The sequence below is a fragment of the Janthinobacterium sp. 75 genome (assembly GCF_004365495.1).
Classification (GTDB): domain Bacteria; phylum Pseudomonadota; class Gammaproteobacteria; order Burkholderiales; family Burkholderiaceae_D; genus Janthinobacterium.
Genome location: NZ_SORD01000001.1, coordinates 4,641,617 through 4,662,122, shown reverse-complemented (window position 1 = coordinate 4,662,122; position 20,506 = coordinate 4,641,617). Strand labels below are relative to the sequence as shown.

The window sequence follows — 20,506 nt, the reverse complement described above, 5'->3', positions numbered from 1 at the left end:
TTCAGCGCTCTCCCCACACGTCGTCTTCCGTCCAGCCCAGTTCCAGGAAATCCTGCGCCCGCTCGTCCGCTTCACCTGCGCAATAGAACTCGTCGAGCTGGGGCGCTTCGATGCGCGTGCCGGCCAGCATGGCGTGCACTTGCCCACGGTGGTGGATCTGGTGCTGGAACAAATGCGCCAGCATGCGCTGGCGCCTATCGACTTGCGGGGTGTCGCGCAGTATCGTCACGGGCCGCGCCAGGTCCGCATCGCACAGGCTGCGGCAATGGGCGATCAGGCGCAGGTCCGATGCGCGCTGCGCCGCGTGCAGGGCCGCGCCATCGGTGTACGGTTCGTCCTGTGCAAAAAAGACATAGCAGTCGGAATGAGGCTTTTCGCCGCGCAGCTCGCGTTCGAGTGCGTCGAGATAAAACCAGTCGCACGTCAGTATGTGGTTCAGGGTGAACTGGATGGTGGGGAAAAAGCTGACGCGCGTGGCCTGGAACTCGGCCTGGGTCAGCTGCCCGCAAGCCTTCAGCAAGCGGTGGTTGGCCCAGGCGTTGTTATACGCCTGGCCGGTGACGTAACGGGCCAGTGGATTGTTCATGATGTACCTTGCAAGGCAGGGGAGGCTGCGAGAGCGCCACTGTAGCACTTTGCGCCAGCTGGACCCAGCCGGTCACGCCGGCCGCCCCAGTACTGCTGTCATCAAGTAAAATCGCGCAGCGGATTTCGCGATAGTGATGCATATAAGGTTTGGATAGCAAAATGGGTTGGATAGGAAAATTACTGAACGGCGGCGATGAAAAAAACAAGGCTGCGCCCCTCGCGGCAGCGGCGGCGCCCGAGATGACGCGGCAGCCAGCCACCATCACCGAAATCGATGCCATCTACTACCGCTGGCTGGCCGCCGCCGGTTCGACGCAGGCTCCCGAGCAGGCCGAACAACAGATTCTGGACGAATTGATGCGCCTGGCCCGTGAACCGGTCGCTGGCGCCGCGCTGGTGCCGCGCATTCCGGCCATCATCCCGCAGTTGATGCGTACCTTGCAAAATGAAAACATGAGCGCAGCCGAGCTGTCGCGCCAGCTGGCCCAGGACGTATTGCTGGTCGCCGAGGTCTACCGCGAAGCGAACCGGCCGCGCTACCATTCTCGCTACAACGCCAGCCCGTCGATCAACAACATGGAAGGCGCCATCATGCTGCTTGGGCAAAACGGCATGCGCATGCTGCTCGCCCGCGTCGCCTTCCGCCCCATCGTCAGCATGCAAAGCGGCGGGTTGACCATACGCACGGCGCCGCTGATCTGGCGCCAGTCCGAGAAATGCGCACTGGCGGCCAACCTGCTCGCGCCGGCCATGCAGGCAAACGCCTTCGACGCCTATCTGGCGGGACTGATGGCCAATGTCGGCCTGGTGGTGGCGTTCCGGCTGATCGACCAGATGCATGCGCCCGATGCCTTCCCGCAATCGGACGCCTTCATTGCCCAGGTGTTTGCGCAAGCGCGTATCTTGTCGGTACGGATCGCCGAATTATGGGAGTTTCCCGAGTCCGTGACCAATGCGATCGAGCATGCCGGCGTCGATGCCCACGCCGATGCCGATCCGCAGGCGCAAGCGCTGGCGCTGGGCGATCGCTTGAGCAAGCTGCGCATGCTGGTCGATACGGGCCGCTTTCCTGCCGACGATCCCTTCGTGATGGCCGGACTCGGAAAGAGTCAGCTGCTGGTGTTCGACAAGCTGGCCGACGAGGACGAGGACGACGAGGAGTGATGCCAGCTGCATGCAGCGGATATCACTCAGCGCGCAAAGTAGAGTTCGTGCAGATGCTCGAGATCGACCTCGGAAGCGGCCTGCGACAGCGCCACTTTGCCGCTCTGCATCAGGTAGACGTGATCGGCCACGCCCACGGCGCGCGCCGTGTTTTGCTCGACGAGGATGATGGTGCGCCGGCCATCGTTCAGGCGCGCGAGGATCTCGAACAGCTCGTTGACCACCAGCGGCGCCAGGCCCAGCGAAGGTTCGTCGATGATCAGCAGCGACGGGTCGGACATCAAGCCCCGCGCCATCGCCAGCATCTGCGCCTCGCCACCCGATAATGACCCGGCCAGCTGCTTGCGGCGCTCGTGCAGGCGCGGGAACATGGCGTAGGCTTCGGCCAGGCGCGCCGGCATGTGGCTGCGGTGCTCTTTCGGGAAGGCGCCCATGATCAGGTTTTCTTCCACGCTCATGTCACGGAAGGTCATGCGCCCCTCGGGTATCATGGTGACCCTCGCGTCGCTCATCTTCCACGTCGGTGTGCCATTGATGCCCACGCCATCGAGCGCGATGCTGCCCGCGCCCACGGGCAGCAAACCCATGATGGCGCGCAGCAGGGTGGTCTTTCCGGCCCCGTTCGGGCCGATGATGGTGGTCAGCCTGCCTTTCTGGATGGACAGCGACACATCCCACAGCACATTGATGGCGCCATAGCCGGCGCGCAGCTGACTAATTTCAAGCTTCGTTTCAGGCATGAACTGCTCCCGTATAGCTTTGGATGACGGCTGGATCGCGGAACACGGCGTCCGGCGTGCCGTCGGCGATCAGCTGGCCAAAATTGAGCACGGCCACGCGCTGGCACAGATTGCTGATGGTTTCGATATCGTGCTCGATCATGACGATGCCCACGCCAAAGGCGGCATGCAAGTCCTTGAGCATGCCCATGAAGCGGCGCTTGCCGTTCGTTTCCAGGCCGGCCAGCACTTCATCGAGCAGCAGCAGTTTCGGATTGGTGGCCAGCGCCTTGGCCACTTCCAGCGCTTTCAGTTCCGTCAGCGCCAGTTCGCTGGCAGCGTCGCGCCCGGCCTTGTCCGCCAGGCTGGTGAAATCGAGGATTTCATCGATCTTGCGCTGGTCCACCTTGCCGGTGCCGAAGCGTTGCGCCACGATGAGGTTTTCGCGCACCGTCAGTTCATGCATGGGCTGCGGAATCTGGAAGGTGCGGCCCAGCCCAAGCCGGGCGCGCTGGTACATGGGCGTGGCCATGATGTCGCGCCCGTCGAAGCGGATGTGGCCACTGGTGGGGCGCACCAGGCCGGAAATCGCATTGAACAGGGTGGTCTTGCCGGCACCGTTGGCGCCGACGAGGCCGATCACGTCGTGGCTGCCCACGTTCAGGGTGACGGCATCGACGGCCGTCAGGCCGCCGAAGCGGACGGACACATTATCGAGTTCAAGCATGTGCTTTCTCCTTGACCAGCGCTTTTTTCAGCCATTTTCGCAGCAGCGGCAGCAGGCCGTTCGGACTGAAGACAATCATCGCTACCAGCAGCACGCCCAGCACCAGCTGGTGCCCGGTGGGTATCAGCGACTTGAAAATGAGCTGGTCTACCAGGTAGACCACCACGGCGCCCAGCACGGGGCCGAGTATCGTGCGGTAGCCGCCGAAGATGGCCGCCACGATGGGCAAGGTGACCCACAGGCTGTTGAAGGCGTAGTCCGGTTCCAGGAAGTTGATGTAGTGGGCGTTGAAGGCGCCGAACAGGCCGGCCATGAAGGCCGACACGAGCAGCATCATGCCTTTCAACAGGGTGCTGTTGACGCCGACGACGCGCGTGGCGTCTTCGCTGTCGTGCATGGCGCGCAGGGCGATGCCGTAATGGCTGGAACGGATGCGACTGTACGCCAGCGCGCAGGCCACGACGAGGGTCAGCACCACCAGGTAGGCGCCCGTCTTGCTGGCCAAATCAAAGCCGAAGACGGTGGGCAGGGTGGGAATATTGTTGACGCCGCCGGCGCCGCCCGTCAGCGCACTCCATTCCGTGGCCAGGATGCGGAAGATGTGGGCGTAGGCGAGGATGGCCAGCGCAAAATACGGCCCGCGCAGGCGCAGCACGGGCAGCATGATGACGGCTGCCGCCGCAGCACCGACGCCGCCCAGCAGCATGGCGGCAAACACGGGCAAGCCCAGTTTCACGGTGGTCAGCGCGGAGACATACGCGCCCACGCCGAAGAACGCCGCATGGCCGAAGCTGACCATGCCGCCCAGGTTGCCCAGCAGGGCCCAGGACATGGCCACGCCTCCGATGATCAGGGCCGCCACCACCATGCTCATCACATACTGGTTGCCGCCAAGGGCCAGCGGCACGGCGACATACGCGGCCAGCAGAAGGCCCGTCGTGGATATCAGTGTCGAGCGCTTCATCCGCGCCTCCGTTGTGCGCCAAACAGGCCGTTTGGCATGATGAACAGCACCAGCAGGAACAGCACCATGCCGGACAATTCCTGCAGTGCGGAGCTGGCCAGGGTGACGGTCAGCGCCTCGGCGACGCCCAGCAGTACGGCAGCGAGCAGCACGCCAGGGATCGAACCAATGCCAGCCAATACGGTGATGATGAAGGCTTTCACCGTCAGCGCGCCGCCGTAGGCGGGCTGGATCACGCCATAGCTGAACAGGGCCACGCCGGCGAAGGCGGCCAGGATGCCGGCGACTAAAAACGAGACCAGCTCCGTGCGGCCCGGGTCGATGCCCATCAGCTTGGCCGCGTCGCGGTTGCTGGAGACGGCGCGCACGGCGCGGCCATACCAGCTGGTGGCCAGCCAGCGCCACAGGGCCGCCATCAGCACCAGGCTGACGCCGAAGAAAATCACTTCGCTGCGCATGCTGAAGAAGGGGCCAATCTCGATGCCTTCCTGCAGCCAGCTCGATGAGGTCGAGCGAATGTCCGCCTTCCACACCAGCAGGATGAAATTGGTGAGAATGACGCCGATGCCGTAGGTGAGGATCAGCGAATTGATTTCGCGGTCTTTCTTGATGCGGCTGACGATCAGGTACACGCCCACGGATGTGAGGCTGACGATCACCAGTGCGATGGGAATGGCGAACATGGGACCGAGTCCCAGGCCTGACTCCACGCTGTAGGCGATATAGGCGGCCAGCAGCACCAGTTCGCCGTGCGCCAGGTTGATCACTTTCATGGTGCCGAAGACCAGCGCCAGTCCCAGTGCGATCAGGGCGTAGGAGCCGCCCTGCAGCAAGCCTGAATACAGGGCTTGCAAGATTAATTCTGTCATGTCGTCATCCCGTCAGGCAGCCCTGGCGAGGGCCAGAACTGCCGTTCATCGGTGCGCGCCCTGGCGGGCGCGCGCGTGTGCGCAGGGGAGGCTGCTGTTACCAGGGCAGGGCAGGATAGGCCAGCTTGCCCGTAGCGTGTTCCTTCGGCCAGACGATTACCACCTTCTTGTCCTGGTGCTGCGCCATGCGGTGCACGAAGTTCTGGTTGTCACCATTGGCGGCGAATTGCACCCGGCCGATCAGGGTTTCCCGGTCCGTCTTGCGCATTTCCTCTGCCACGCCGCCTTTCTTGATCGTGCCCTTGTCGGCCGCGCGCGCAATCGCCTCGAACAGCAGCATCGATTGCACGTAGCCGAACTGGCCCAGGTAATCCGGCTCCTTCTTGTACAGCTGCTTGTAGGCATCGCTGAAGGCTTTGCCGTCGGCCGTCTTGAATTCGGTGGGGAAGGGCAGCAGGGCCGTGCCAAAGACATTCGGCATCAGGTCGGGGAAGTCGGCCGCCATTTTCGGCGTGGCCAGCGACCACACGCCCACCATAGCCTTGATCTTCGGCTTCAGTACGCGGGCGGCGCGGATGATGCCAACATAGTCGTTTTCATAGCCGACCATGGCCACCACTTCCGATTTATCCTGCAGCTTGATCTTGTTGATGATGGGCTTGAAGTCGGTAATGGCCGGATCGAACGAGTGCGTCGTCACCTTGACACCCCTGGCGGCCAGGGCCTTTTCCACGTCCTTCGCCAGACCGGTGGTGGCATCCTTGGTCGAATACACGATGGAGACGGACTTGGCGCCCACGTCCTGCAGCAGCCCCAGCATGGCTTTTTCGTAGCCGGCCGTGTTATTGATGCGGAAAAAATTCTTGCGTCCGCTGGCCACCAGGCTGTCGTCCACGCCGCCCGAGGTGATGTAGACCAGGCCCAGTTTGTTCGCCGTGTCCGAGGCGGGCGAGATATTGTTCGAGCCATAGCCGCCCGTGATGGCCACCACGCCCTGGCTGGCCAGTTTTTCCACGGCGGCGATGGCCTTGGCGGGTGCCGATTCGTCGTCGACGGTGACGATCTTGACGGTGTGCTTGCCGTTGGTCTTGTTGAATACCTCGGCTGCCACCATGATCCCTTCCTGCATGCCGGCGCCGACCCTGGCTAGGTTGCCCGTCAAGGGGATTTCGGCCCCGACCAGGAATTCGTCGGCGCTGGCCTGCGCCATCCAGGCGCTGGCAACCAGCGCTGCCATGGCGATGCGTGTGTATGTGCGTTTCATCGTGTCTCCTCCGGTGATGTGACTCGGTTTGCCGGCGCCAGGATCGGCACCGGCAAAACCACCCGCCTGGGTTTTATTGTCGGGTGTATTGAAAGCAACTGCAATGGTGAATGTACTGCCTGTTCTTACTGCCTGTTTTGCGCCATCTGCCGCAGCTGCCCCTTTAAAATCTTGCCTGTGGCGGCCGCCGGCAGCGCTTCCATGACGATGATGGCTGATGGACATTTGTAAGGCGACAGGGTCTGCGCCAGGTAGTCCAGCAAGGCCTGCACCGTCACGGGGTGCTGCGGGTCCAGCTCTACATAGGCGATGACGTCCTCGTTGCCATCGTCCAGGGTGCGTCCCACCACGGCCGATTGCACCACGGAAGCGTGGGCGTTCAGCGCCGTTTCCACTTCCAGCGGATACACATTGAAGCCGGAGCGGATGATCAGTTCCTTGGTGCGGCCCACGATGAACAGCGCGCCATCTGGCTCCTGGCGCGCCATGTCGCCTGTATTGAGCCAGCCGCCGTCGCGCATGGTGGCTGCCGTCATGTCCGGTTCGCGGTAGTAGCCGGCCATGACATTCGGCCCGCGTATCCACAGTTCGCCCGCATCGCCCGGCGCCACGTCCGCGCCGGCCAGGTCCACCACGCGCACTTCCACGCCGGGGATCGGCGTGCCGACGGAACTGTCATGGCGCGGCGCATCGAGCCGCGTCTGGCTGATGGTGGGCGCGCTTTCCGTCATGCCGTAGCCGTTGTGCAGCGCGGTGCCCAGCAGCTTTTCCACGTCGCGCTTGAGCGATGGCGCCAGCGGCGAGCCGCCCGCATACGCAAAGCGCAGTCGCGTGAGCAGCGGCGTATCGGTGCCGCCCAGGGTTTGCAGCAGCTTGGCGTACATGGCGGGCACGCCCTGCACGATGGTCAATTCATCGTCTTTCAGCGCGGCCAGCAGGCCATCGACGGAAAAGCGCGGCACCAGGTACAGAGCGGCGCCCGCATACAGGGTGCCCAGGGCAACCGAGGCCAGGCCGTACACGTGAGAAATCGGCAGCACGCCGTAGGCGCGGTCGCTGCGCGTCAATCCCCGCAAGGTGCTGGAGACGGCGGCAATGAACAGCAGATTGCGGTGCGTCAGCATGACGCCCTTCGATTGTCCCGTCGTGCCCGTGGTGTAGATCAGCGCGGCCACTTGTTCGTTGCCGGGTACGCAGGCTTCCGCGATAGCTGCGCTGTTCAATTCGCCCGCCAGCAGCTCGCCCATGCCGTCGACCGTGGCGCTGGCCGCGCCCAGACGTGCCGCATGCGCTGCCGCTTCCGGCGAGGCGCCGGCCAGGAACAGCACCCGCCGTGCGGAACTGTGCGCCGCGATGGTGTCGATCTCGCGCGCCGACAGGCGGGCGTTGACATTGACGACCCACGCATCGATGCTGGCGGCCGCGAAGATCAGCGCCACCTGCAGCGCGCTGTTCTCGCCCACCACCATCAGGCGGTCGCCGGCGCGCACGTCCAGCTGGCGCAGCAGTTGCGCGGCGCTTGCCACGCTGTGCTGCAGCTGCGCGTAGGTCCAGTGCCGTCCGCCTTCATGCAATGCCGGCGCGTCGGGCGCGCGTGCTGCCCAGTGGGCGGGGATGGCCGAGAGGCGGGCCGGAAGACCGGCCAGCAAGGCTGGAATATCCATCGCTGCCTCCTTCACTTTTGCGCTGCCTTGATCATGTTGCGGGCGATGACGATCTGCTGGATCTGTGTCGTGCCTTCGTAGATGCGGAACAGGCGCACGTCGCGGTAGAAGCGTTCGGCCGCGTATTCGCTGATGTAGCCGGCGCCGCCGTGGATTTGCACGGAGCGGTCGGCCACGCGGCCGCACATCTCGGAGGCGAACAGCTTGCAGCACGACGCTTCCGTCGAAATGTCTTCCTTGTTGTCGCGCCGGCGCGCGGCGTCGAGCACCATGCTGCGTGCCGCGTAAATCTCGGCCTTGCTGTCGGCCAGCATGGCCTGGATCAGCTGGAATTCCGCAATGGGCTGGCCGAACTGCTGGCGCTCCATCGCATACGCCAGCGCGTCAGCCAGCATGCGTTCGGCCGCGCCAACGCAGACGGCGGCGATGTGCAGGCGGCCCTTGTCGAGCACCTTCATGGCTGTCTTGAAACCCACGCCTTCCTTGCCACCGATGATGTTCGCGGCTGGCACGCGGCAGTTTTCAAAGATCACGTCACAGGTGTGCGCGCCTTGCTGGCCCATCTTTTTATCGATTTTTCCCAGCGAGAGGCCCGGCGTGTCCCTTTCCACGATGAAGGCGGAGATGGCAGAGGCGCCCCGCTTGACGGGGTCCGTGCGCGCCATGACGGTAAAAATGCTCGCTTCGGGTGCGTTGGTGATATAGCGTTTGCTGCCATTGAGGATATAGAAGTCGCCGTCGCGCACGGCGCTCGTGCGCAGCGATGCCGCATCGGAGCCGGAACCGGCTTCCGTCAGGGCGAACGAGCCGATGATCTCGCCGGCCGCCAGTTTCGGCAAATAGTGCTGTTTCTGCGCTTCCGTGCCGTCGATGACAATGCCTTGCGAGCCGATGCCGTTGTTCGTGCCGATCAGCGAGCGGAAGGCGGGCGAAGTGCGGGCGATTTCAAACGCGACCCTGACTTCCTCTTCCATGCTCAGTTCCAGGCCGCCGTAGGCTTCCGGGATGGACAGGCCGAACAGGCCCAGTTCGCGCATCTGTGCCACGATGGCGGGCGGTATCGTATCCGTGTCGGCCACCAGCGCCTCGTTTGGTACCAACACTTCGCGCACGAAACGGGCGATGCTGTCGAGCAGGATGTTCAGGGTTTCTTCGTCGCGTATCATCGGGGTCCTCGGAGGCGATGTTGAGAGGGGGCGCGCAGTCTAACCGCGGCCCAGGTTTTTTTCCACTGTCTTGACCAGGGCGACCAGGCGTGGTCCCAAGTCCGATTCGAGTTTTTCACGCGATAGCAGGAAGGCGGGGCCACCGCAATTGAAGGCCATCACCTGTTCGCCGTCAAAGCCCTGCATGGGCACGCCCACGGCATGCACGTCGTTCTGCCACTCGCCGGCCGAGATGCAAAAGCCTCGGTCCTGGTAATCCTTGAAGCCTTGCTCGATGCCGGCCTTGATGCGCGGCCAGCGTTCCGTCTCGTGCACGCGCGCATGGTCCATCAGGTAGTCGCGTTCTGCCTGCGGCAGGATGCACAGTAGGGCCTTGCCCATGGCCGTCGTCATCAAGGGAATGCGCGAGCCGACGTCGAGGCGCAGGGTGACATTGGCGCTGCTGCGGCAGGTTTCCACGTAGACCATGCTGAGACGGTCGCGCGTGCCCAGAGAAACGGAGGCCTGTGCATGTTCGGCCAGTTCTTCCATCAGCGGGCGCGCCATCTTGCGCACGTCGAGGTTCGACAGCATGCGGTAGCCGAGGGCCAGTACGCCGGCGCCCAGCTGGTACTTGCCCAGACTGTCCGAGTAATTCAGGTAGCCCAGTTTGGTGAGTGTGTAGGTGAGGCGCGAAATCGTGGGTTTCGGGATGGCCGTGCGCTTGGCCATGTCCGCGTTCGACAGGAATACTTCGCCGGGTCGGAAGCAGCGCAGCACTTCCAGGCCCCGCGCCAGCGCGTTGACGAACTGGCGGTCCTTGCCTTCCTCGTCATCGCTAAAAACGATGAGTTCCGGATCGGCTGCGGCCTGAGTATTTGTCATATTTGCTTTCATTTTCTGACTCCCTGCAAATCAGTTTGCCTAGCCGAATCTCGCATGTCAATCGTTTTGTGAAACATTCGTTCGCACAGCGAAATGCTGCGCTGCATGAAAAAGGCGTGAAATTTGACCTGCGCAAGTGTTTCCAGTCCTGTCGCTTGAGCAACGCTATATACCTCTGTATATTGCGCTGTTGGGTGACGGCCGCTGCATGTGTGGCCGCTTTTTTTGTATTTTTTTGTATATCGCTATATAAGATGGTATATAACGCATGTAACGAGAGTGGAAAGAGTAAGACGATGTTGAAACAGCTAATGACAGGCGCCGTGATGCTGGCGCTGGCACAGATGGCGCAGGCGCAGCAAACAGCAAGCAAGGATGAGGCGGCGCCGTTCGTGCTGGGCACGGTGACGGTGATCGGCCAGCGCGACCAACCGGGGCAGGTGGCGCAGCCGGGTGAGCAGCAAGTGGGTTCGCGAGTGAGCCGCGCCGAAATGCGCCGCTTTAACCGCGACAACGTGGGCGACGCCCTCAATTTGCTGTCGGGCGTGTCGCTGTCGACCAATTCACGCAACGAAAAAACCGTCGCCATACGTGGCTTCGATGCGCGCCAGGTGCCGCTGTACATCGATGGCATCCCCGTCTACGTGCCATATGACGGCTATGTCGATTTCAACCGCTTCACGACGGCCGACCTGGCCGCCATCCAGGTGGCCAAGGGCTTCAGCTCCGTGGCGTATGGCGCCAACACCCTGGGCGGCGCCATCAATCTGATTTCGCGCAAACCCGCAGCGCGCCTTGAGGGCGATACCTCCATCGGTTTCGGCTCGGGCAGCGAGCGCCAGGTGTCGGCCAACGTGGGCACCAACCAGGGCCTGTGGTATCTGCAGGCGGGTGTGTCTTACATCGACAGCGACGGTTTCCCCCTGTCGTCCGACTTCCGTCCCACGGCCACGGAGGACGGCGGCATGCGCAACAATGCTTACCGCAAGGACCATAAACTGTCGTTCAAAATGGGCTACACGCCCGGGGGCGGCGACGAGTATGCGCTCAGCTACTACAAGCAGCATGGCGAAAAGGGCCAGCCGCCATCGACTAATCCCGTCGGCGCGCGCTACTGGCAATGGCCGTACTGGAACAAGGAAAGCCTGTATTTCGTCTCGCAGACGCGCCTGGGCGAGGTCGAGCGCCTGAAACTGCGGCTGTACCACGACAGCTACGACAATGAAATCACGTCCTACACGAACGGCAGCTACGCGACGCTGAAGACCAGCGGCCAGGGCAGCGTCAGCGGCGGGCGCAGCATCTACAACGACCGCACGAACGGCGGCGCAGTGGAGCTAGAATCGTTCCGCCTCGCCACGCACAGCCTGCGTTTCGTCGCCAGCGTCAAGGCCGACGAACACCAGGAACTGGACGCCAGGGGCGTGCGCAATACCTGGTACAAGGATGTCCTGTGGACCCTGGGTGCGGAAGACAGCATCGCCCTCAATGCGGCGACGGAGCTGTCGCTGGGCGTGTCGCGCAATGCACTGCGCCCGGACACCGTCTACAGCGCCGGCAATGCGTATACCTTGCCGAGCAATCAATCGGCCACCGACCTGCAGGCGGGCCTGTTCCACAAGATTGGCGCAGAGGCGCGCGTGTATGCCACCGTGGCGCGCAAGTCGCGCCTGCCGACCTTGAAGGACCGCTACTCGCAGCGCCTGGGCACGTATATTGAAAACCCGGCCCTGCGCGCGGAAGAGGCGATGAATTATGAGCTGGGGTATCAAGGAAACTCGCAGGGCGCCAAGGTGGAAGTTGCGCTGTTCTACAGCGACGTGAAGGACAAGATCCAGAGCGTGGCGAATGTCTCGGGTGTGCGCGCGCAGATGCGCAACGCGGGCAGGGCGCACATCAGCGGCGTGGAACTGGGCTTGCGCGGCCGCGCCGGCGCCTGGCTGGATGTCGGCGGCAACTACACGTATACGGACATGAAGAATGTCAGCGACCGCGCCATCCGCCTGACGGACGTGCCGCGCCACAAGCTGACGGCGCACGCCGTGCTGCATGCTGCGCGCCAGGTCGACGTGGTGGCCGTCGCGGAATCGAACAGCGGGCGCTGGGTTTCGAACACTTTGGCACTCGGTGGTTTTACGACGCTGAACCTGAAGGCCGTCTACCGCCCCTTGACGGACTTGACCCTGGAAGCGGGCGTGGCGAACCTGGGTGACCGCAATTACGCGCTGTCCGACGGCTTCCCCAGCGCCGGGCGCACTTGGCTGGCCAATGCGCAGTACCAGTTCTGATTTTTGACTGTTCAATGAAAGGACACAGCATGTTCAAGAAAATATTTGCTGCTTGTACAGCGGCGTCGTTGCTGGCGTCGGCACCGGCCGCGTGGTCGGCACCCGCTGGCGCGCGCGACAACATGAGCCACGCGCTTGCCGTGACGGGCATGGTGGAAACACCTTTGATTCTGAAGGTGGCTGACCTGCGCCAGATGCCGCCCGCGAATGGCGGGGAAATCGCCGTCACACGCCATAATGGTGACAAGGCCGAGACCATCACCAGCTATCAGGGTGTGCGCCTGCGCGACATCCTCGACAAGGCGGTGCTCGATGCGCCGGGCCATAACGACGTCAAGAAGATCGCCATCATCGCCACGGCGACCGATGGCTATGCGGTGGTGTTTTCCTGGGGCGAGCTGTATAACGCACCGGCCGGCGAGGGCGTGATCGTCTACTACGAAAAAAACGGCAAGGCGCTCGACGACAACGATGGTGAAATCGCCCTCATCTCGGCGAAAGACATTCGCACGGGGCCGCGCCATGTGAAATGGTTGAACGGCATCGAGGTGCGCAAGCTGGTGGAGTAATGAGAAACGCCGCCGTGGAGCCTTCCCCGGCGGCGTATTTTTTACCGTCGCTGCTTATCTTCCCAGCGCTGTTCGCATCGCCTGGCCCGCCACGTCAAACAATCCCCGCGCCGCTGGCGTCAAGCCCAGCATGTGCATAGCCGCGTGGATCATGCCGTCGAGCTGCACGCATTGCGCCGCGACGCCATCGTCTTGCAAGCGCCGTGCATACGCCGCGCCTTCGTCATGCAGCGGATCAAATTCGCACACCAGCACAGTCGCCGGCGGCAAGTCCTTCAGCGAGGCGGCCCGCAGGGGCGCCGCGTAGGGATGCGCGCCATCGGCCGGCTCGTTCAGGTACGCCGACCAGCAAAAACGCATCGCTTCGCGCGTCAGCGAATGGCCCTCCGCATAGCGCTGGTAGGACGGCGTGTCGAAAGCGAAATCGAGCGCCGGGTACAGCAGCAGCTGGTGCGTCAGCGCGGGACCGGCCTGGTCGCGTGCCATCAGTGCCGCTGCCGCGGCCAGGTTGCCGCCCGCGCTGTCGCCGCCCACGGCCAGGCGCTTCACGTCGATGCCCAGCGCCGCGCCATGCTCGGCGACCCAGCACAGCGCCCCGTAAAAGTCGTTCAGCGGCACGGGGAACTTGTGCTCTGGCGCCAGCCGGTAGTCGACGGAAAAAATCACGCAGCCGGTGGCGTTGGCAAGCGCGCGGCACGGATTGTCGTACAGGTCCAGCGAACACAGGCACCAGCCGCCGCCATGCGCGAAGACGATGGCGGGCAGAGGCTTGCCCGTATCCGCGCCAGCCGGCACGTAAGCGCGCACGGTCAGCGCATGTTCGCCCGGCAGCACGTAATCCTTGATCGAGGCGACGTCTTCCAATGGCCCGTGCAACTGGCGCAGCCCCGTTTCCGTGGCGGCGCGCAGGTCTGCCAGCGAGGCGGGCGGCGGCGCATCGTTTGCCTGTGCCAGGAAGGCCGCTACTTGCGGGTCCAGGCTCATGCCGGCGCTCCCGCCAGGAAGGGCAGCAGGTGGGCGATGAACGCTTCCGGCTGTTCTTCCATGATGAAGTGGCCGCATTCGGCGACGATGGCGCCTTGTAAAATGTCGGCCTTGCCCTGCATGGTCAGCAGGGGCGCGTCATTCGTCGCGTGGTCGGCGCCGATGGCCAGTACGGGCATGGCCAGGCTCTTTTTCGCCCGTTCCAGGTTTTGCCGGATGGTTTCGGGTATGGCCCGGTAGTAGGCGAAGCCCGCGCGCAGGGCGCCCGGCGTGGCGTAGGCATCCGCATACACGTCGACGGCCACCTTGTCGCGGCGGTACGACCAGCGGTCGAAAATGAAGCGGATGTATTCGCGCTCCTTGCCCGCCGTGAGCATTTCCGGCAAGTCCAGTACCTGGTTGAACATGAAATGCCACAGGAAGATGTTGTCGGACGGCGCCACGAAGATGGGCGGCGCCGGCGCGAGGCCGGGAATCACGGCTTCCGTCAGCGCCAGTTTCGTCACGGCCTGCGGGAAGTCGCTGGCCAGCGCATAGCCCACCCACATGCCGATGTCGTGACCGACCACATCGTAGTGCGCGTGGCCCAGGGCCAGCATGGCGCGGTGCAGGGTGGCCGCCACGGTGCCCGTATCGTAGCCATCGGCCGGGCGGCTGGAGTGGCCGCTGCCTGGCGGGTCGATGGCGATGGCCTGGTAGCCATTGGCCGCCAGGGCCGCCATCACGTGGCGCCAGGCATACCAGGTCTGCGGCCAGCCGGGAATCAGCAGCACGGGTTTGCCTTCGCCGGCAATCACGCAATGCAGGCGCTGGCCGTCGATGCGGACGTAATCATGTGTAAATTCGTGGGTAAAATCGTTCACGGGGTTTCCTTGTTTAGTTATGCTCGATGCCGAGCAGGGTGTTGATTTGTCGCGCGCTGACGGGGGCGCCGGCGAAGTCGTCGAAGATCTTGCCCGTCACGGGAATGATGTGGGCATTGATGAAAGCCACGCCCTCGCGCGCACCCACTTCCTGGTCCTTCAGGCAGCATTCCCATTCCAGGGTGGCCCAGCCCGCGTAATCGTTTTGCGCCATCTTCGAAAAGATCGCCTTGAAGTCGACCTGGCCATCGCCCAGCGAGCGGAAGCGCCCGGCGCGGTTTTCCCACGACTGGTAGCCGCCGTAAATGCCTTGCCGTCCCGTCGGATTGAACTCCGCATCCTTCACATGGAACATGCGGATGTGGTCTTTGTAAATATCGATGAATTCCAGGTAGTTCAGCTGCTGCAGCACGAAGTGGCTGGGGTCGAACAGCATCTTGCAGCGCGGGTGGCGTCCCACGCGCTCGTAAAACATCTCGAAGCTGATGCCGTCATGCAGGTCTTCGCTGGGGTGGATTTCGTAGCACAGGTTGACGCCCTGTTCCTCGCACACGTCGAGGATAGGCAGCCAGCGGCGTGCCAGTTCGTCGAAGGCCGTTTCGATCAGGCCGGGTGGGCGCTGCGGGAACGGGAACAGATATGGCCAGGCGAATGAGCCGGAAAATGTGCCCATTTCCGTCAGCCCCAGGCGCTTCGAGGCCATGGCCGCCAGCTTGACCTGCTCGATGGCCCATGCCGTGCGTGCCGCCGGCTGGCCACGCAGGTGTTCCGGCGCGAAGCTGTCGCACAGCGCGTCGTAGGCCGGATGTACGGCCACCAGCTGGCCGAGGATGTGCGTTGTCAGTTCGCTGATGACCAGGCCGTGGCTGGCCAGCATGGCGACCAGTTCGTCGCAGTATTGCTGGCTGTGGGCGGCTTGCGCCACGTCGAACAGGCGCGCATCCCAGGCGGGAATTTGCAGGGCCTTGAAGCCCATGCCGGCCGCCCACTCGGCGATGGCAGGCAGGGTGTTGAAGGGCGCCGTATCGGCGGCGAATTGTGCCAGGTGCAGGCTGGGTCCTTGGATGGTTTTCATATCGGCTCCTATTGTTTGTCGATCGACAAAGAATAGGTGAAATTTTTTGCGCGGTCAAGGTGCAACTGCAAAATAAATCACGAAGGCGGCTTGCATGCCAGGCGTTATACTGGCCGCCAGTTTGCAAGCAGAGGATGAAAATGGCAGGAAGACCGAGGGAATTTGACCGCGCGCTGGCGCTGGCAAAAGCGCGCGACGCATTCTGGACGCGCGGCTACGAGGGTGTGTCGATGGCCGACCTGGTGGCGGCGCTGGGCATCGCCTCGGCGCGCATCTATGCGGCGTTTGGTTCGAAAGAGCAGCTGTTCCGCGAAGCCGTGGAGCTGTACGAGTCGGGTGAGGGCGCGTTTGCCGTGCATGCCTTGGCCGCCAGCTTGAATGTGCGCGACGCGGTGGCGCGCATGCTGGAAGAAGCCGTGCTGCTGTACACGCGCAGCGGCCAGCCGCAAGGCTGCATGGTGGTCACGGCCGCCACGAATACGAGTGCGGAAAACGCCGGCATCGCTGACTGGCTGGCGCAACACCGCCGCGCGCGCACGCAAGCCGTCATCGAGCGCTTGCGCGCGGCGCAGCTGGCGGGAGAATTAAAAAAGGAAGCGGATGTGCAGGCGCTGGGCGATTACTATGCGGCCTTGCTGCACGGCCTGTCGGTGCAGGCGCGCGACGGCATTCCCGCCGAACGGCTGCTGGCGCTGATTCAGCCTGCCATGGCGCCGCTGGCGCTGGCTATGATGTAAATAGTCACAGGGTTCAGGTTTTGACGTCGATCAGGCTACCCAGGGCCTGGTCGGCTGCCTTGACGACATTGGCCGACAGGTTGAAACCTGCCTTGTAGACCAGGTTATCCGTCAGTTCAGAAGCGAGGCCCACGCCGTTCGGCCGGCTTTCAGCCGTCTTGGCCGCAGTCGCATTGGCGCCGCTGACGCTTTCGCCGGCGGCCAGCTTGCGCCCTTCGACGGAGAGGGTGACGCCCGTGCCGGCCGGGCTGGCTTCCTGGAAGTTGGCCGACTGTGGCTGGAAGCCCGGCGTATTCGCATTGGCGATATTGTTGGCGGCCACATCCAGCGCGCGCTGGTTGGCGGTCAGCCCCGAGGTGCCGGTGGTGAGGGCGGATATGGACATGGCAGCTCCTTCAGAATGCACCTAGTTTACTCCTGCCAGCGGGAAAAGTGTGGTGGTGCAAGGCAACAATTTTTCCTGGCGGTACTTGCCGGAAAAGGAGGTGCATGAGGTGATTTTTCATATTCTCCTGTGGCATTTCACTGCCTGGAGTGGCACGGTAGTCTTCCGCCGAGTCCGCCATTTCCTGCCTGTATCGTTTCATGCTCCGGAGGTGTGCTGCTCAACTTGTGTCGGCCAGCGGCGCAGCAGCATGCCGTGCCAGCTGTATTCGGTCGATGAAAGCGTTGCTTCGCCAGGCGCCGGCACCAGCGCGAGTACCGCCGCCGATGCGCAATAGGTGCACCGCGCACGATAGTTGTCGCCGAAACGGGGGATGGGCGAATATACTAGGCGAAAAGGGAGGCGTTGCGCTTCCCGTCCGCCCTTATCATCCAGCGAGAATTCACCCTTATGGCGTCATCCCCAGAAAACCTCAGCATGGCCGTGTTTTGCGACTTCGAAAACGTCGCGCTCGGCGTGCGAGATGCAAATTACGAAAAATTCGATATCAAGCCCATCCTTGAACGCTTGCTGCTCAAGGGCAGCATCGTTGTCAAGAAGGCATATTGCGATTGGGACCGTTATAAAAGTTTCAAGGGCACCATGCATGAGGCGAACTTCGAACTGATCGAAATTCCCCACGTGCGCCAGTCCGGCAAGAATTCGGCCGACATCCGCCTGGTGGTCGATGCTCTGGACCTGTGCTATACCAAGGCTCACGTGAACACCTTCGTCATCATCAGCGGCGATTCCGACTTTTCCCCGCTGGTGTCGAAGCTGCGCGAGAACGCCAAGCAGGTGATCGGCGTGGGCGTCAAGCAATCGACCTCCGACCTGCTGGTGGCCAACTGCGATGAATTCATTTTCTACGACGACCTGGTACGCGAGAGCCGCCGCACGGCCGCCAAGCGCGACGCGCGCGAAAGCCCGGCTGCGGCCACCAAGCGCTCGCCCGACGAAGAAGTGCGCCGCAAGGAAAAATACGAGTCGCGCAAGACGGAAGCGATCGAGATGGCCGTCGAAACCTTCGACGCGCTGGTGTCGGAACGCGGCGACAGCGGCAAGATCTGGGCCTCGATGCTGAAAGAAGCGATCAAGCGCCGCAAACCGGACTTCAGCGAGTCTTACTATGGTTTCCGCACCTTCGGCAACCTGCTGGAAGAAGCGCAGACACGCGGTTTGCTGGAATTTGGACGCGACGAGAAATCGGGCGCCTATGTCTACCGCAGCAGCGGCCTGGTGGCCTTGCCCGCTGCCGCGAACGCGGACGCAGCCAGCGAGACTATCGCCAGTGGCGAGACTGTCGTGACGGCGGAAGAGGGCAATCATCGCGAAGGCGGCAATCGCCGCGATTCGCGCCGCAATGGCCGTGGTGGCCGCAAGCAGAACGAACATCGCCGCGGCGAAGCGCCACAGGCTTTCGTGCCGGTGGCCGAGGCCGAATCGCCTGTCATCGAGCAGCATGCGCCGGCGACGCAGCTTGACGTCGTGCATGAACTGACCGAAGCCGTGGAAGCGGTGGCCGAAGAAGGTAACGCCAAACGCGGTTCGCGTCGCAATGGCCGTGGTGGCCGCAAGAATGGCGATGGCGCCCGTGAAGCGCGCGCCGAAGCGGTCGAGGTGGCGCCAACGCCCGAGCCGGTAGCCGAGCCAGTAGTCGAGCCAGTCGCCGAGGTGGTCGTGGAAACCGTCGCCGAAGCCAAGCCGAAGGCCAAGCCGCGCACGCCAGCGCGCAAGACCGCAGCAGCCAAAAAGCCGGCCAAGAAGGCGGTTGAGGCCGTGCTGGAAGCGGCGCCTGTCGCCGAAGCGGCGCCGGTGGAAGTGGCCGTCGTGGCGGAAGACAAGCCGGCCAAGGCGCCGCGCAAGACCCCGGCACGCCGTCCCGCGCGCAAGAAGGCGGAAGCGGCTTGATTGCAACCCCAAAGCAAGAACTGGGGGCAGACCCGGCGGGTCTGACCCCGGAATTTTGCTGCGTCTTGGCAAAGCGGCATTAGTCCATGTATCACGGTGAACGGTTCAACAGCATTTCCCATACGGTGGGCGCCGCGCTGGCGGCCATCGGCGGCGTCATCCTGATCGTCGCGGCGGCCCGCACGGGCGACCCCTGGAAAATCGTCAGCTGCAGCGTGTATGCTGCCATGCTGCTGACCTTGTACCTCACTTCCACCCTGTATCACAGCGTGCGTGGCAAAGCCAAGGCCGTGCTGCAGCGGCTCGACCACTGCGCCATCTACCTGCTCATCGCGGGAACCTACACGCCCTTCATGCTGGTGACCCTGCGCGGGCCGTGGGGCTGGTCGCTGTTTGGCGTCGTCTGGGGCCTGGCGCTGCTTGGCATCGTGCAGGAATATATGTACGCGAAAGGCGCGCGCATCCTGTCGCTGGTAATTTACGTGGCCATGGGCTGGCTGGTCGTCATCGGCATCAAGCCGCTGCTGGCGGCGCTCGAATGGAACGGCTTCCTGTGGCTGGTGGCAGGCGGGCTGTGCTACACGGGCGGCATCGTTTTCTACGCCACCGATCACAAGCTGCGCCATGGGCACGGCATCTGGCACCTGTTCGTGCTGGCCGGCAGTAGCTGTCACTTTATCGCCATTTTGTTCTACGTTGCCTGACGTTGCCTGTCGCCATCACTGTTGCTGCGATTCCTTTATAATGGCGCCATATGTGAAACACAGGCAATAATAAGGCAGCAATGGATATCAATTCGGACGACTTGAAAATCTTCGTCACCGTCATCGACAGCGGCACCCTGAGCGCGGCCGCCGTGCATCTGGGTCAAACCACCTCGGGGGTCAGCCGCGCCCTGTCGCGCCTGGAAGACAAGTTGGCCACCTCGCTGCTGACGCGCACCACGCGGCGCATGGAGCTGACGGAAGAAGGGCAGTTGTTCCTGGACAAGGCGCGCGCCATCCTCGCCTCGATGGAAGATGTGGAGGAGTCGATCCGCATCCGCCGCCAGAAGCCGGCCGGGCGCTTGTCCGTGGATGCCGCCTCGCCCTTCATGCTGCATTGCGTGGTTCCCCATGTAGCCGAGTTTCGCGCCATGTACCCGGACATCCGCCTGGAGCTGACCAGCAACGACCAGATCGCCGACCTGCTCGAGCACCGTACCGATATCGCCATCCGCATCGGCGCCCTGGTCGACTCGACCCTGCATGCACGCCCGCTCAGTGCCAGTCCTCTGCACGTGCTGGCCACGCCCGCCTACCTGGCGCGCCACGGCGTACCAGAAACGCCGGAAGCGCTGTCTGGCCATGCGCTGCTGGGTTTTGCGCAATATGAACTGGGCAATCACTGGCCGCTGCGCCACGACGCCGGCAACAGCCTGCAGATCGTGCCCGCGCTGGCGGCCTCCAGCGGAGAGACCCTGCGCCAGCTGGCGCTGCATGACCAGGGCATCGTCTGCCTGTCCGACTTCATGACGAAGGACGACATCGCTGCCGGCCGCCTGGTGAAGGTGCTGCAACCGTTTTATACGGGCTACCGCCAGCAGATCCACGCCGTGTACTACCGCAACACGCAGCTGGCGCAGCGCATCAGCTGTTTCCTCGAATTTTTGCAGCACAAGCTGTAG

20 protein-coding genes are annotated in these 20,506 nt (G+C 63.2%); 7 read left to right on the top strand and 13 right to left on the bottom strand.

What is annotated here, in order from left to right:
• Nucleotide 1 precedes the first annotated feature (1 nt).
• Complete coding sequence (locus C8C89_RS21175; protein ID WP_133992364.1) at nucleotides 2–586, bottom strand: DinB family protein; 585 nt, start codon at nucleotides 584–586, stop codon at nucleotides 2–4.
• 161 nt (nucleotides 587–747) lie between these two features.
• Between C8C89_RS21175 and C8C89_RS21170 the strand changes: the two genes are divergently transcribed.
• On the top strand, nucleotides 748–1,752 hold the full coding sequence (locus tag C8C89_RS21170) for an HDOD domain-containing protein (RefSeq protein ID WP_133992362.1): 1,005 nt from the start codon (nucleotides 748–750) through the stop codon (nucleotides 1,750–1,752).
• A gap of 26 nt (nucleotides 1,753–1,778) precedes the next feature.
• On the opposite strand, the gene C8C89_RS21165 is transcribed toward C8C89_RS21170, so the two are convergent.
• The 8 genes from C8C89_RS21165 to C8C89_RS21130 form a co-directional block, all read right to left on the bottom strand.
• The gene (locus C8C89_RS21165; RefSeq protein ID WP_133992360.1) at nucleotides 1,779–2,492 is read right to left on the bottom strand and encodes an ABC transporter ATP-binding protein; all 714 of its coding nucleotides are present in this window, start codon (nucleotides 2,490–2,492) and stop codon (nucleotides 1,779–1,781) included.
• Complete coding sequence (locus C8C89_RS21160; protein WP_101480684.1) at nucleotides 2,485–3,198, bottom strand: ABC transporter ATP-binding protein; 714 nt, start codon at nucleotides 3,196–3,198, stop codon at nucleotides 2,485–2,487. The genes C8C89_RS21165 and C8C89_RS21160 overlap by 8 nt, the downstream gene beginning before the upstream one ends.
• Nucleotides 3,191–4,162, bottom strand: a complete 972-nt coding sequence (locus C8C89_RS21155; RefSeq protein ID WP_133992358.1) for a branched-chain amino acid ABC transporter permease — start codon at nucleotides 4,160–4,162, stop codon at nucleotides 3,191–3,193. The genes C8C89_RS21160 and C8C89_RS21155 overlap by 8 nt, the downstream gene beginning before the upstream one ends.
• Nucleotides 4,159–5,031: a branched-chain amino acid ABC transporter permease gene (locus C8C89_RS21150; protein WP_099379617.1), complete on the bottom strand. Its 873-nt coding sequence runs from the start codon at nucleotides 5,029–5,031 to the stop codon at nucleotides 4,159–4,161. Before C8C89_RS21150 ends, C8C89_RS21155 begins: the two co-directional genes overlap by 4 nt.
• Before the next feature lie 97 nt (nucleotides 5,032–5,128).
• Nucleotides 5,129–6,295, bottom strand: a complete 1,167-nt coding sequence (locus tag C8C89_RS21145; protein WP_133992356.1) for an ABC transporter substrate-binding protein — start codon at nucleotides 6,293–6,295, stop codon at nucleotides 5,129–5,131.
• 125 nt (nucleotides 6,296–6,420) lie between these two features.
• Nucleotides 6,421–7,959: an AMP-binding protein gene (locus tag C8C89_RS21140; RefSeq protein WP_133992354.1), complete on the bottom strand. Its 1,539-nt coding sequence runs from the start codon at nucleotides 7,957–7,959 to the stop codon at nucleotides 6,421–6,423.
• Between the two features lie 11 nt (nucleotides 7,960–7,970).
• A complete protein-coding gene (locus C8C89_RS21135) occupies nucleotides 7,971–9,125 on the bottom strand; it encodes an acyl-CoA dehydrogenase family protein (RefSeq protein ID WP_101480688.1) in 1,155 nt (384 codons plus the stop codon).
• A 39-nt stretch (nucleotides 9,126–9,164) separates the two neighbouring features.
• Nucleotides 9,165–9,989, bottom strand: a complete 825-nt coding sequence (locus C8C89_RS21130; protein WP_101480689.1) for an IclR family transcriptional regulator — start codon at nucleotides 9,987–9,989, stop codon at nucleotides 9,165–9,167.
• A 296-nt stretch (nucleotides 9,990–10,285) separates the two neighbouring features.
• On the opposite strand from C8C89_RS21130, the gene C8C89_RS21125 reads away from it, so the two are divergent.
• Both C8C89_RS21125 and C8C89_RS21120 read left to right on the top strand, forming a co-directional pair.
• Nucleotides 10,286–12,277 carry a TonB-dependent receptor gene (locus tag C8C89_RS21125; protein WP_133992352.1) on the top strand — a complete coding sequence of 664 codons (1,992 nt, stop codon included), beginning with the start codon at nucleotides 10,286–10,288 and terminating at the stop codon, nucleotides 12,275–12,277.
• A 29-nt stretch (nucleotides 12,278–12,306) separates the two neighbouring features.
• Nucleotides 12,307–12,846, top strand: a complete 540-nt coding sequence (locus C8C89_RS21120; RefSeq protein WP_101480691.1) for a molybdopterin-dependent oxidoreductase — start codon at nucleotides 12,307–12,309, stop codon at nucleotides 12,844–12,846.
• A 54-nt stretch (nucleotides 12,847–12,900) separates the two neighbouring features.
• Here C8C89_RS21120 and C8C89_RS21115 read toward each other — a convergent pair whose 3' ends face one another.
• The 3 genes from C8C89_RS21115 to C8C89_RS21105 are packed head-to-tail and all read right to left on the bottom strand — an operon-like array spanning nucleotide 12,901 to nucleotide 15,768.
• Entirely contained in the window at nucleotides 12,901–13,830 is a 930-nt protein-coding gene (locus C8C89_RS21115; RefSeq protein WP_133992350.1) for an alpha/beta hydrolase, read from the bottom strand.
• Nucleotides 13,827–14,693 (bottom strand): alpha/beta hydrolase, encoded by an 867-nt coding sequence (locus tag C8C89_RS21110; RefSeq protein ID WP_101480693.1) that lies wholly within the window; start codon nucleotides 14,691–14,693, stop codon nucleotides 13,827–13,829. The genes C8C89_RS21115 and C8C89_RS21110 overlap by 4 nt, the downstream gene beginning before the upstream one ends.
• Nucleotides 14,694–14,706: 13 nt before the next feature.
• Entirely contained in the window at nucleotides 14,707–15,768 is a 1,062-nt protein-coding gene (locus C8C89_RS21105) for a sugar phosphate isomerase/epimerase (RefSeq protein ID WP_133992346.1), read from the bottom strand.
• 140 nt (nucleotides 15,769–15,908) lie between these two features.
• Between C8C89_RS21105 and C8C89_RS21100 the strand changes: the two genes are divergently transcribed.
• Nucleotides 15,909–16,505 carry a TetR/AcrR family transcriptional regulator gene (locus C8C89_RS21100; RefSeq protein ID WP_101484467.1) on the top strand — a complete coding sequence of 199 codons (597 nt, stop codon included), beginning with the start codon at nucleotides 15,909–15,911 and terminating at the stop codon, nucleotides 16,503–16,505.
• A 13-nt stretch (nucleotides 16,506–16,518) separates the two neighbouring features.
• Here the strand turns inward: C8C89_RS21100 and C8C89_RS21095 are convergent, their stop codons facing one another.
• Entirely contained in the window at nucleotides 16,519–16,890 is a 372-nt protein-coding gene (locus C8C89_RS21095; RefSeq protein ID WP_101480695.1) for a flagellar basal body protein, read from the bottom strand.
• A gap of 450 nt (nucleotides 16,891–17,340) precedes the next feature.
• Here C8C89_RS21095 and C8C89_RS21090 point away from each other — a divergent pair, with 450 nt between their 5' ends.
• The 3 genes from C8C89_RS21090 (at nucleotide 17,341) to C8C89_RS21080 (ending at nucleotide 20,506) form a co-directional block, all read left to right on the top strand.
• Nucleotides 17,341–18,840 (top strand): NYN domain-containing protein, encoded by a 1,500-nt coding sequence (locus tag C8C89_RS21090; protein WP_133992344.1) that lies wholly within the window; start codon nucleotides 17,341–17,343, stop codon nucleotides 18,838–18,840.
• Between the two features lie 86 nt (nucleotides 18,841–18,926).
• Nucleotides 18,927–19,544: a hemolysin III family protein gene (locus C8C89_RS21085; protein ID WP_101480697.1), complete on the top strand. Its 618-nt coding sequence runs from the start codon at nucleotides 18,927–18,929 to the stop codon at nucleotides 19,542–19,544.
• Nucleotides 19,545–19,624: 80 nt separating this feature from the next.
• Nucleotides 19,625–20,506, top strand: coding sequence for a LysR family transcriptional regulator (locus tag C8C89_RS21080; RefSeq protein ID WP_133992342.1), 882 nt, complete (start codon nucleotides 19,625–19,627; stop codon nucleotides 20,504–20,506).